Below are 13,566 nucleotides of genomic sequence, written 5' to 3'. Positions count from 1 at the left end.
GGCTATCCGGCTTGCCGGCCAAAGCCCGGCTTTTCTTTAACTCAGTCCGCTTACCGAATCACCGGCGGCCGGTTGTTGGCCGTGGCGCCGGCGTTGAGCTTGCTGTGCTTGTAGCCGTAGTTGAAGTACAGCGCCAGCCCAATCACCAGCCAGCCGAAGAACAGCAGCCAGTTGTTCACGCCCAGCTGGGTCATCAGGTAGAGGTTGGTGAGCAGCCCCAGCGTGGGCAGCAACGACAGGTTGCGGCGGAAGGAGGCAATGCTGAGGTAGATGCAGAAGCCGAAGAACACCAGCATCGGGATGTAGTGCTTGAAGGCCTCGTAGCCCCCGGCCCCGGTTACGGTGCGGCCCATTTCGCGCACCGCTTCGCCGTTGTAGGCAAACAGCAGCCCGATACCGATCAGCATAATCAGCGGCACCAGGAATTTGCCGTTGATGTAAGGAACCTTGAAGCGGGCCTCCGACGTGCCGTGCGGGTCGATGACGAGGATGCCGCCGCAGACCAGGGCAAAGGCAAACAGCGTCCCGATGCTGGTCAGGTCGATAACCAGGTCCATGTTCAGAAACAGCGCCGGAATACCCACGAACAGGCCCGTGACGATGGTGCTGAACGAAGGCGTGTGAAACTTGGGGTGCACCTTGCCGAAAATCGGGGGCAGCAGCCCGTCGCGGCTCATGCTCATCCAGATGCGGGGCTGGCCGATCTGAAACACCAGCAGCACCGAGGTCATGGCAAATACGGCCGACACGGCGACCACGCCCGCCAGCTGGGGCAAACCCACTTTCTGGAACACGAAGGCCAGCGGGTCGCCCACGCCCAGCTCCTTGTAGCTCACCATGCCGGTGAGCACCAGCGTGATGATGACGTAGAGCACGGTGCAGATAATGAGGGCGTAGATCATGGCCCGGGGCAGGTCGCGCTGGGGGTTTTTGCACTCCTCGGCGGTGGTGCTGATGGCGTCGAAGCCGATGTAGGCGAAAAACACGGCCGATACGCCCTTGAGCACGCCGGCCACGCCGTTGGGGGCAAACGGGGTCCAGTTGTCGGTTTTCACGTAGAACACGCCCACGGCAATAACCACGGCCACCACAATCAGCTTGAGCAGCACCAGCAGGTTGGAGGCCGTTTTGGACTCCTTGATGCCCACGTAGACGACGGCCGTAATGAGCACCGTAATCATGAAGGCGGGCAGGTCGCAGACCAGGCGGAAGTCGCCGAACAGCACGGGGGCGGTGTTCCAGGTTTTGTAGGCGGCCAGCGTGGCCGGACTCACGTCGGCCAGCGGCTGCCCGGCCTGCATCAGGGCCAGCACCTCGTGGTAGCCCTTGTAGGCACTCTGGGTGCCCATGGTGAGGTAATTCGGGATGTGGACGCCGATGCCGTCCATGAGCCCGGTGAAATAGTCGGACCAGGAAATAGCCACCACGATGTTGCCGACGGCATATTCCATAATCAGCGCCCAGCCGATGATCCAGGCCGTGAGCTCGCCGAAGGAGGCATACGCATAAGTGTAGGCCGAGCCGCTGATGGGAATGGTGGCCGCAAACTGGGCGTAGCACAAGGCCGAAAAGGCGCAGGCAATGGCGGTGAAGATGAACAGCAGCGACACGGCCGGGCCGCCGTCGTGGCTGGCATTGCCGATGGTGCTGAAGATGCCGGCCCCGATGACGGCGGCAATGCCCAGGGCCGTCAGGTCACGGACGGTGAGGTTGCGCTCCAGGCCGCCGTGGGCGTGCAGCTCGGCATCGGCGGGTGGGTTTTGGAGAATAGCGCCGATGTCCTTACGGCGAAACAGACTGGAGAAAGAACTCATTCGGGTTGGAGAGGGAGCGAGAATTAGGGCCAAAAGATAAAGAATATTGCGGCAGCGGCGCAGCCGGTCCCACGCCGGCGGGCCGCGGGCCCACCAAAATTCCGGCGGGCAGGCCAGCCCTTTCTATCGAAGCAGGTCGGAGCCGACTGCTCCTGCTGCACCTGTTGCCCCTTATTTTACTACCAGGCGGGCCGTGCCGGGGCCGCCGCGCACGGTGTACACGCCGGCGGGCAGCAGCTGCAGGTCGAGCACGGCGGTGGTGGCCTGGGCGGGCAGCAGCCCAGCGCGTCATACCAGCAGTCTGCGGCTTCGACAGGAGTCCGGCCGCGGGCATCCTGGGCTTACACCACTGATTACGCGCAGCCAGCAGACCAGCCCCCGCACTCCCCCACCCCGGCACGGGCGACCCGAAGCCGGCTACGGCCGCCACTGCCGAACCCGGTTTTCTGATCGGGCGCTACCGCTTCTGCTCCAGCCGCTGCACCCGATCCAGCAGGTCCTGGTAGTTAGCGGCCAGCGCACTCAGCCCGGACGCGGGAGCCGCCACCTGAAAGCTCAGGTGGGCCACCACGCGCCACAGCTCCACCACCGCCCGGCGGGCCAGCGGCGTCTGCTGCTGGTCATCGGTTGTGAGTGCCACCTCGCCCGGCGTGGCGCCGGTGCTGAGCATGCGGGCCACCAGCAGTGCTTCCCGGGTCACTTCTACATAGAGGGCGCCATCCGTGGGCAGGGCCGCCGCCGGCTCCTCGTAGCGCGCCACGACCCAGTCCAGCGGCTGCAGCGGCAGAACCAGTGACCCCTCCCCCACCTGAAAGCAGCGGAACGTGCCCTGCTGCACCTGCGGCAGCGGCAACCCGAGCACGGGCAGCGCCTCGCAGAAACCGGGCTCCTGGTAGCGCTGCGGGTACTGGCGGCCGGCGGCCACGTCCACCATCCGGATGGCGGGGGCGGCCTGCGGCGGCCGGGGCCCGCCGTAAGCGGCCGGGCCGGACTCCTGCACCAGCGCTGCCGGCTCGGCCGGGGCAGCATACAGCGTAGCTGCTTCCGGCGCCGCCGCGGCCGGTGTAAACAGCCAGTTGAGGTCAATGCCCTGGCTATGCAGAAACTGCATATACTCTTTCGGAATACCCTCCTTGCGCCCGTTCTCCAGCTGGCTCACGTCGCGCTGGGACAAGCCGCTGGCTTCCGCGGCTTTAGCCTGAGTCAGGCCCAACTGCTGGCGAATAGCGCGTAGTTTGGCCGGAATCCAGTCCATTTATTTTTTATTCAAAAAAAGAATTAAAAAAAGCTTGACAAGCATTCTTATTTTGAATATACTTGTTCAGTCTTTAAGCAAAGATGCATATACGGGAAGCGCTTCCCAATTATGCGGGTAGCCATCCAGGGGCCCCAGCCCTCTTCTGCTCATTCTCACCAAGTTAATTTCTTCTGGTATATCCCTTTATGCTCACTACTATCAGGCTCCTATTTTTTACTTGATTCCTCCATCTATGTGTTCCTTATTCAATAGGTTATCACCAATAACTAGCTGTTTGCAGCAGCACCCGGCGGCTACCTGGGCGCGGCTTATCCTGATCTATGTAGCACCTTATCGTTACGGCGCTATCCTGTTCGTCCGCATTATTATATAGGTCCATTTTTTATCAATGCCCCGGCAGACACCTGCTGGTTCCGCGCCCTCGGTTACGACTCCTATTGCAACCTTCTTCACATCGTCGCCCGGTTTGCTCCGGGCGATGATGCCCAGACTTGCGTCCCTGCCTCCCAGAGCGTGGCCAGCTGTCAGTGCCCGGGGCTGGCGCGCGGCAGGTTTGGCTGTAGCTGCTGTTGGGCAACTCGTTTAGTCTGTCACTGTATCCGCCTGCCACTATCCCTTACTGCTACCTAACTGCGGTTGGAAGGCCGCCTTTTATTTATGAAACCACGATTACTCCTGCTGTTGTTGCTGGTAGCCACTACCTATTCCTGCTTCGGTCAAGTCAGTGCTCAGAAAGAGCCTGACTTGGCCACGGTGGCGGCTTTTCCTGTTCGGATGCCGTCTTCGCCCAATGCGGCGGCGCTGGAGCGCTACGCTCTGATGCCCGTAAACGAAGCGTCGGGCACGCCCGGCATTTCCCTGCCGCTGTACGAAGGCCGCAGCGGCCAGCTCGCCGTATCGGTGGCGGCCAGCTACCACGCTTCCGGGGTGCGCGTGACGGATGTAGCCTCCTGGCTGGGGCTGGGATGGGCCCTGAACGCGGGAGGTACCATCACCCGGGTGGTGCGGGGCAACCCCGACGAGAAAACCGGGGGCTTCCGGCAGAACTTTGCCAACGTGCCGCGCAGCAGCGACCTGCGTCTGTTTGGGGGCCTTGGGAAGCAGCCTACGGCGGATTACTATAAGCTGGACCGGATAGCGGAAGGCCAGCTGGATTATGAGCCCGACCTCTATACGTACAACATCCAGGGACGCGCCGGCTGCTTTATGCTGGGCAATGATGGCCAGTACCATACCGCGCCCATGGCTCCGCTGGATGTCGCATTGGGCGACACCTCTTTCACAATAACCGACGAGCTTGGGGTACAATACTTCTTTGGCGACCGGGAGTACAGCTCCAGCAGCGACCTGAAGAAGGGCAAAATGATAGCGGCCTGGAATCTGAGTCGAATTGTTTCGGCCGATAAGGCTGACACCGTCCGTTTCGAGTACAAACCGGCAGGCCTCGTCAACTACATCCTGCAGCAGCAGGTCAGCTACGTCAGTAAGGTGGAGATGGTGCTGGATGGCAAGGACAAGTCCGCCGGCTTCAATCCGCAGGATGATACGCACGAAATACCACTCATCCGGACTCACCAGTACGCTCAACAGCTGCGGCGCATTGTGTTTAAAGGCGGCAGGGTTGAGCTGGTGGTGGCGCCCCGACTCGATACCAACGGCTCGCGCCTGCAGGCGCTCCACGTGGTATCCCGCGACGGGCAGGACACTTTGCGCACAATCACCTTCCACCACTCTTATTTCAACCCGGAAACCATCGGCCATTTCGACGCGCAGAACACGCTGCGTCTACGCCTGGATTCTGTTGCCACCCAGGCCGGCCCCGAGCATCTGCCACCCTACGCTTTCGGGTACAGCACCGTGCCTCTGCCTGACCGGCTGACTGGTCCGCGCGACTACTGGGGCTATGCCAATGGCCGCCCGGGCATTCCCGGTCCCGAGCTTATCCCGACTACCCTGATTCAGTCGCGGACCTACAAGGGCCTGGTGTGGGTAGGCGGCGGCGACCGGCGCCCCAACCCGGACCATGCGCAGGCGGGAATGCTGAACCGGATCCGGTATCCGGCCGGTGGTGAACACCGCTTTGTTTTTGAGCCTAATACTGTGCCCGAGTATTATCTGGTTCGTAATCCGCGGCAAGAGAAACAGGTGAAAGCGTCCGGCCCGACCACCGCTGACGCGCTGCTTACGGCTCCCGAAACCCTCCTGATTACCACCCCCGTCAGCCGGGTCCTCTGCCAGGTAGATATTAATTTTAAGGGGTGGGACGCCGAGTATTTTGGCACTACCAAACACGCTTACGGGAAAATCATCATCACCGATATCACCCTGGGCCAACCAGCAGCGGTGCTTAGAACATGGGAAAAATACTTTGATCAGAGCGGGAGTGACACCACCACGACGGTTGACTTAGAGGCCAACCACACTTACCGCCTGGAGGCCCAGTGCCGGGGGCCGTACGTGGCTTCGCTCAATTTATCGTACGAGAAAACCAGCCATACCATGGCGTGGCGCGATGCGGTGGTGGGAGGAATGCGCCTGCGCGAACAGTTTATGCGAGCGGCCCCGAATGCTGCGGCCACCATCAAGCACTACTACTACCACGCCCCGGAGCAGCAGTTAAGCAGCGGCTACCTCGTCAACTCAGTTCCTCCGCGCTTCCTGCGAAACCACGTTGTGTGCATGAGGAGCCTGGGAGAGCCGGGTTGCACGAGCAACGGCTCAGTCGTCTGCCCTCAACCTTCCATTCTGAATGTCACCTACACCACCGTCAGCTCCAACTCGCTGGGGGAGCTGGAGGGGCAGGATCAGGTTGTCGCTTACTCGGCCATAACCGTAGTAGATAGTGCCAGCACCGGCGAAACCGCGGGTAAAACCGTGAGCCGCTACTCCGTAAGCGAGGAAACCACCATGAACGGCGCCCCTTATCCGCCCAAGGTGCTGACCTCCTGGAAACGGGGCAATCTGCTTTCCCGAAGCCTGTACGCCAACAGCGCGGCCGGCGACCAGCTACTAGCCAAAACCCTCTACGAGTATACCGACCTGGACACGGTAAAAATCGTGGGGCTGCACAGCATGCGCGACGCAGTCTTTACCGATGGGACCCTCTTTACGGCCGATGACCGGGCCTGGCCATTTGCCTACATGAATACGGAGCAATACTGTGGCTGGTCGTACCTGAGCCAGACCCGGCACTACCGCTACCAGCCAGGGGATACCACGCGGCAGCAGCTGTCCATCACGCGCTACCGCTACGACAACCTGACCCACCAGCAGCCCACTTTGGTGGAAACGTCCTTGGCCGATGGTAGTTGGCAGCAGACCCGCTCTCGGTACGCTGCTGACTACGAACTGGTGCCGGTTCTCAATGGTATCGTTGCGCCCCCGGTCATGGCGCTGGCCGAACTGGGTCGAATCCATGCGGTGGCCCAGCTTATTGAGCAGGTCACAACCCGGCGCACTGCTACCGACACCGTAGTAACCCAGGGAGCACTGACGGAATACCGGATACTCACGCCCGGAGTGGTTTTGCCCGCGCGGCAGCTAAGCCTGCAGCTGCCCGCTCCCCGCCACTGGACGGACTTCACTCCCTCAGCCGTAAGAATCGGTAGCTGGATTGTCGATTCCTTCTACCGGCCCACCATGACCGTCGACCACTACGATGCCGACCGGCAGGTAGCGGAGCTGCATCGGGTGGAAGGCAACCCGATCAGCTACCTCTGGGACCCGGTGGCCAGGCAGCCCGTGGGCGAAATTCGGCATGCGCCTGCCGACCGCGTAGCTTACACCAGCTTTGAGCGGAATGTACCCGGCACCTGGCAGTACGCGCCCAACCGTGTTGTAGCGGGTGGCCGCACCGGCAGCCGGGCTTATGCTCCCCAAAGCCCGAGCGAGTACCTGCTGCGCCACAACATACCGACGGGGGCCTATACAGTCAGCTGCTGGTCGACCGCCACCCCGACGGTGTGGGCCGATGGTCTGGTGCAGCCAATACCACCTCCCATTCAGCAAACGGGGCCGTGGTCCTGGTACCAGATACCTATTCAGGTTAACCACAATACCGTGAGTGTGAGTACGGCGGTCGGGGCGCTGCTCGATGAGGTGCGGCTACTGCCGGTAGGCGCCCAAATGACCACCTACAGCTACGACCCGCTCCGCGGCCAGACCTCTCAGACGGATGCCAGCGGGCGGACCACCACCTATGAATATGACGCCCTGGGGCGCTTGCTGCGCACCCGCGACGACCAGGGCCAACTGCTTACCCAGCAGCAGTATCACTACGGCCGGCCTTAGTCAATCGGGCTTCTCTGTCTCCTGTTATCTCATTTACCAGTTATCCGGTAGGGTATGAAAAACATATACCATACGCAGCAGTGGCAGCTTTGCGGCGCCTTGCTGCTGCTATTCAGCCTGTGCTTGTCGGCCACATCGGGGCGTGCCCAGAGCTACCAGGGGCTCGTGCCCGACTCTACGGAAATGCGGGTGCTACGCCAGTTCTATTATGCCACCGATGGCCCGCACTGGACGGACGCCGCCTCTGCCAGCCACTGGCCCGCCACCGAGGCGGCGTGGGCCAGCGCCACCTTAGAGGATGCGGCGGCCTGGCCGGGCATAGCTGTCTTCTCAGGCGATATTGTGGCCTTATTCCGGAGCAAGAACGGGCTGCGCGGGTACCTGCCGGCCAGCCTGGGAATGCTGACCAAGCTCTCCTACTTCGCTCTGCCGGAGAATCCCGGGCTGACGGGCGTCATTCCGGCCGGTCTGGGCCAAACCGAACTCAGCACCCTGGACCTCCATTCCTGCCGCCTCACCGGCCCTATTCCCCCGGCACTCGGCGCTGCGCGGGGCCTGAATCACGTGATCTTACAAGGCAACCGTCTGACGGGTCCGCTACCAGCGAGCTTAGGGCAGCTAACTAACTTATACTCGCTAAACCTGTCGTATAATCAGCTCACCGGAACAATCCCGGACGCCTGGGGCAGCCTTGGCCGGTTGGGAACTTTGGATCTGAGCCATAACCAGCTTGATGGGGCGCTGCCGGCCTCCCTGGGCGGCATGACAAGTATGGAATACTGCTTCCTGGGACACAATCAGTTTAGCGGTCTGCTACCAAAGAGCTTGGAGGCTTGGCAGCACATTCACCGGCTGCACCTGGAGGCCAATCAGTTCAGCGGGGCCCTCCCTGACTATCTGGCTGCAGTTCCTGCGCTTTACTCGCTGTACGCCTACCAAAATCAGCTTACCAGCCTGCCTTCCTGGGCCGCTAATACGGCTGCCGCGCCGGTTATCAGCATCGCTGAAAATCACCTGGACTTTGCCTCGCTGGAAATCAACTACCCGGTAACGGGCAGCTGCTTTATTCCTGTTTTCGACTTTGCGCCCCAGAAGACGAAGCCGGCTGATACACTGCGTTTTGTGGCTGGCACCCATCATGTGCTGCACCGCAGCATGAAGGGTACTTACAACCACTACCAGTGGCAGCGGCAGGTAGGTCAGGCCTGGGTTGAGCTACCGGGCCAGACGGACACCACCCTGGCCCTGGGCCCGGCCACTGCGGCAATGGAAGGGTTCTACCGCCTGCGCGTGTGGAATGAGCGGGTAACCTCAACGTATGCCGGACAAGGCCACCCAAGCCTGTACACCCAATCCAGCTTCGTGGATGTCCTCCCCTATACCCCACTGGCCGAAAACCTGCCGGTGGAAAGCAGTCAGATTCTTCCGCCAACCGATGTGCTGGCCCCACCGATTACCTCAAACCCCGCGGAAGCAGGGCTGAATTATGTGCGCACCTACGCCGCCCGGCAGGCTTTCACCGATGTCAGCCAGCTTATCCAGGCACCGGTTGAGGCCGTGCAGGTCAAAACTGACTACTCCGACGGACTGGGCCGGCCAATGCAGACTGTGCTGCGGCAGGAGTCCCCGTTGCGGCGGGATATTGTGCAGCCCACGGGGTATGATGGCTTCGGCCGACAACCCAAGACTTATTTGCCCTACACGTCCCCCAACCCGACGGGCAGCGTGGACCGACACCGGGCCAATGCAATCCGGGAGCAGTACGAGTTTTATCATGACGCGCCAGCCGGGCCCGGGGCACCGACCCAAAACCTGGCCCGGACGGGCGTGCCATATAGTGAAACGGCATTTGAACCCTCTCCCCTCGGCCGGCCTCTGGCCCAGGCCGCACCGGGCGAAGCCTGGCAACTAGCCACTGACCATATCCAGACGTACCAGGAACGGCCCAATACGGTGGCGGATGGCATTCGTCAGTTTACGGTCAACAACGACAATCAAACCACTGATCTGGGTTTGCTGGGAGGCTACACCGCCGGGGATTTGTGGGTAAAGGAAACCCGGGACGAGCATCGCTTCCGCACCGCGGAGTTTCAGAACAAGCAGGGCCAGACTATTCTCAAACGGGTGGAAACCGCCCTCCCGCAGTCCCGGACCAGCAACTCGCTCCCAACCCAATGGCTGGATACTTATTACGTTTACGATGACTTCGGCCGGCTCCGGGTAGTAGTACCACCCAAAGCCGTAGCCCAGTTTCGTGTCTACCAATGGCAGTTGACTGATGCCGTGAGCCCGCTGCTTTTCCGCTACCGCTACGATGCCCGCGGCCGTCTTATTGCCAAACACATTCCCGGCACCGACGGCGAAACGCAGCTGGTGTATGATCGGCTTGACCGGGTTGTTCTCAGTCAGGATGCTGCCCAGCGGCTGCGACAGGAATGGGCCTTCACAAAATATGATGCCCTGGGCCGCCCTATCCTCACCGGGCTGTGTACGCGCAATGCCCGGCAGGACTCCTTACAGGCTGAAGCCAACCGAACGACCCTCCAGTTTGAAGTGCGCACCACGACCCCTACCAGCAACTGCTACTATACGCTTGCCCAAGCCTACCCTCCCCTGTCGGCTACGAGTTCCTTCACGCGGCCGCAGGGGCTCACGCTGACCGATTACGACGATTATAACTTCGACAACGATGCCGCTGGCCAGGCCGATGTTATTTACGATTCGCAGTATGACAGCCAGTTTGCTCCCGGCCAGCAGCCCCGGCCCGATCTGCGAGTAGTGGGCCAGGTAACCCGCACCCGGGCCCGCGTGCTGGACCTGCCGGAAACGGCGCCCGGCGCCTGGCTGACGACGACGACCTTTTACGACCAGCAGGGACGGCCCGTTCAGGTTCGCAGCACCAACTGCCGGGGCGGAGAAGACGTTATAACCAGCCAGCTGGATTTTGCGGGTAAAACCCTCAAAACCTACGCCGTCCATTCCGATTCCCGCCCGGGCGCTCTGCCCCTTACTATCACGGAAACCCACACCTATGATCATACCGGCCGGCTCCTGACCACCGCTCAGCAGCTTTCCGGCGAAACTCAACCGGTGGTAATAGCAGCTCTGGCTTATAATGAGTTGGGCCAGTTACAGCAAAAACGCCTCGGGCTGGGGAATCAGAGCGTCGATTACCGCTATAATATCCGTGGTTGGCTGACCCATATCAATGGTGCTGAGCAGCAGGACCCCACTGACCTGTGGGGCATGGAGCTGTACTATGACCATGGCTTTACGAACGGCTACCAGCAATACAACGGCAATATCACCGGCCAGAAGTGGCGCAGCAAAGCTGATCAGACCACCCGTGCCTACGGCTACGTCTATGACGGCAGCAACCGGCTGCTGCAGGGCGACTTTGTGGCGCGCACCACTGCCGGCATCTGGACGGCCGAAAAGCAGAACTACGGGCTGCGTTTTGTGAGTTACGATGAGAATGGCAATATTCTGACTTTGCGCCGCCGCGGGCTCCTGGCTCCAGCCTCCCGCACCGCTCCTCGACAATACGGGTCGATTGATCAGCTTGCTTACACATATACCGGCAACCGCTTGCTCGCCGTCGATGATGCCGTAAAGACCAATGGCCCAACAGTAGCTGGAGCACCAGCCTTGGCGGGCGACTTTCAGGATAATGGCTCTTACCACCAGACTTACCAGCCGGCCGAGTACCAGTACGACGCCAACGGCAACCTGACCTTAGACCGCAATAAGGGAATCACCAGCATCCGCTACAACCATCTGAACCTGCCCCACCGCGTCGTGCTCGGCAATGATTCTATTGTATTTCGCTACGCTGCGTCGGGTCAGAAAGTGGCCAAGCTCGTGTACCAGACGGGCAAGCCCGTCCAGCAAACTGATTACGCGGGGCCCTTCCAGTATGAGCAGGACACGTTGCGCTTCTTCCCCCACGCTGAAGGCCGCGTATTGTGCTCCATTCTTGACCCAGCCGGGCAGCCGCAGCGGCGCTTTGTGCGCGAGTACAGCCTCAAAGATCACCTCGGCAATCTGCGGGTAGCCTACCGCAACGGTGACTCCGCCGTGTATCGCGCGACGATGGAGGCTACTCCAGCCAACACCGCCCGGCGGGAAGAGCAGCAGTTTGACTACTTGAGCATCACTACGACCCGCTTTATGGCTGGCTCAGCGGCCCGGACCGGCTCCTACGTAGCTCGGCTGAATGCCGCCGTAGGCCAGTCAATCGGCCCCCTCAAAACCCTTCGGGTGCATCAGGGTGATACTGTGATTGTCACAGCTTCCGGCATGTACCAACAGGAGGTGCGCCCTAACGGCCGATTACTTTCGGTACTGGGCCTAGCTGCGGGCTTTATCCAACAGCCTGTCTCGCCACTTGCGACGACTGAGCCCCGCTCCAGGTTGCGGCCCTTGCCTTTTATGGGAATTGGCGTAGCTTTAGTACCTGCTCTGCAGCGTCTTAACCACGTCCCCCAAGGCTATATGCGTCTGCTTGTATTCAATGCCGATTCCGTCCTGGTGGATACCCAGACGCAGCAGCTCACGGCTGGCGCTAAAAACAACTACGAACCTCTTCACCTGCAAGTAATTTCCCCCACGGATGGCTACATTAAAGCCTACGTCGGCAACGAGAGTGACACGGACGTGCTGTTCGATGATCTGGAGGTGAAATATAATCCGGGTCTGGTGATACAAGAGAATAACTATGATCCGTGGGGCCTGAGCTTAGTAGGGATAGATAGGGCAGGTGAGCTGCCGGAGAACAAGTACCAGTACAATGGCATTGAACTTCAACGTGAACTAAACCTTAATCTGTACAATGCTCCATTCAGGTTGTATGACCCACAAATTGCAAGATTCAATTCAGTTGACCCGATTATAAAAGAGCATGAGTCCCCTTATTCATGGAATACTAACAACCCTTTACTTAACGCTGACCCAAGTGGAGCTGATTCAACACAGAGAGCTAACGCCGTTGCTAAAGCACAAGAATATGTTGACAATAAGAAAGCCGGCAACCAATACAAAATGGGAGCAAAGGGAGCTCCAGGAGAACAAGTTGACTGTTCAGGACTCGTATCAGGTAGTGTGGTGGCAGGTGGTGAGGAAAACCCAAATCACGGAGATAAGACTAGTGGAGTATTGAATATTGAAAGTAATGCAGAAGAAGTGAACATTGGTGATGTACAACCAGGAAATATCGTAACATTTAGGTACGATAAGGGATATGCTTATCATACTGGCATTGTCAAAAGCGTAGAAAAAGACGCCAGCGGAAATATAGTAAAGGTTAATTATATTCAATCTTCTTCTGGCATTGGTCCCAACGAAGCTTCATATGATGTAGGTGCTAGCTCAGGGGCAGGCGCTCATGTAAACGGGTATTACAAATGGGATACTGCACCTGATTCTCAGCCAAATAAAGTTAGCACATCTCAAAATATAAAAGCTAATAATAGCACACAAATTCAAACAATGGGGCAGTTCAACAAATTTATATATAGGAACATAACAAATAAAACAAAAGCAAAGCAATGAAGACTCTTCTAAAAACACTGCTATTTGCGTTTTTACCATATTGTTCTTGCACCGACAGCAAAGATCACCACAACTACAATCCACCTGAAAATCTGGATGACACATCTCCTGCTGGTGATTTTTCACAAATAATCAACGATCAAAAAAATACAGATAAGCAAACAATATATATTGATACACAGTTTATAATAAGTAAAATACCTTTTAATATAAAAATAAAAAGTGAGTATACACACAAAATAAATATACCAAAAAAATATGTAAATATATATAAAATAGAATATTACAAAGCAAACGATTACAAATATATCATTGAATTAAAATACAGAGATAAAAGCAACACGATATCAATAGACAAATCAAAATTCCCGTCTTTCACAAATATCGATTTGAAAAAATACGGCCAACTCGTTTATCGAAAAATATCTTTGTCCAATAATAAGGTCAATATAAAATATAGCATATCTATACCTTTAACAGATATAGGTAAGCCAGAAGAAATAGCTATAGACACAATTGGCAATTATACAGTAGTAAAGGCAGAATAATATAGGGGCTTAGGAAGCAGAAGTCAAGAGAATGGGCGTAACTTACTGTTATGCAGCCTGCTAACCGCTACTATAAGTGCAGCAAAATTTCGACCCTTAAATTCCG

At 58.2% G+C, this 13,566-nt stretch carries 5 protein-coding genes; 3 read left to right on the top strand and 2 right to left on the bottom strand.

Going from position 1 to position 13,566, the window contains the following annotated elements:
• Positions 1–50: 50 nt before the first annotated feature.
• A complete protein-coding gene (locus tag ABD842_RS09575) occupies positions 51–1,814 on the bottom strand; it encodes an amino acid permease (protein WP_345112924.1) in 1,764 nt (587 codons plus the stop codon).
• A 457-nt stretch (positions 1,815–2,271) separates the two neighbouring features.
• Positions 2,272–3,069, bottom strand: a complete 798-nt coding sequence (locus tag ABD842_RS09570) for a helix-turn-helix domain-containing protein (RefSeq protein ID WP_345112923.1) — start codon at positions 3,067–3,069, stop codon at positions 2,272–2,274.
• 660 nt (positions 3,070–3,729) lie between these two features.
• Between ABD842_RS09570 and ABD842_RS09565 the strand changes: the two genes are divergently transcribed.
• From ABD842_RS09565 to ABD842_RS09555, 3 genes are read left to right on the top strand one after another with little or no spacing between them, the layout of a single operon-like run.
• Positions 3,730–7,362, top strand: a complete 3,633-nt coding sequence (locus ABD842_RS09565) for an RHS repeat domain-containing protein (protein WP_345112921.1) — start codon at positions 3,730–3,732, stop codon at positions 7,360–7,362.
• A gap of 54 nt (positions 7,363–7,416) precedes the next feature.
• Positions 7,417–12,912 (top strand): DUF6443 domain-containing protein, encoded by a 5,496-nt coding sequence (locus ABD842_RS09560; protein ID WP_345112919.1) that lies wholly within the window; start codon positions 7,417–7,419, stop codon positions 12,910–12,912.
• A complete protein-coding gene (locus tag ABD842_RS09555) occupies positions 12,909–13,460 on the top strand; it encodes a hypothetical protein (protein WP_345112917.1) in 552 nt (183 codons plus the stop codon). The genes ABD842_RS09560 and ABD842_RS09555 overlap by 4 nt, the downstream gene beginning before the upstream one ends.
• The last annotated feature ends 106 nt before the right edge of the window (positions 13,461–13,566 follow it).

Origin of the sequence: Hymenobacter algoricola (assembly GCF_039539525.1) — a bacterium.
Classification (GTDB): Bacteria; Bacteroidota; Bacteroidia; order Cytophagales; family Hymenobacteraceae; genus Hymenobacter; species Hymenobacter algoricola.
The sequence above is the reverse complement of the archived record's forward strand: the minus strand, read 5'-3'. Positions and strand labels throughout refer to the sequence as shown.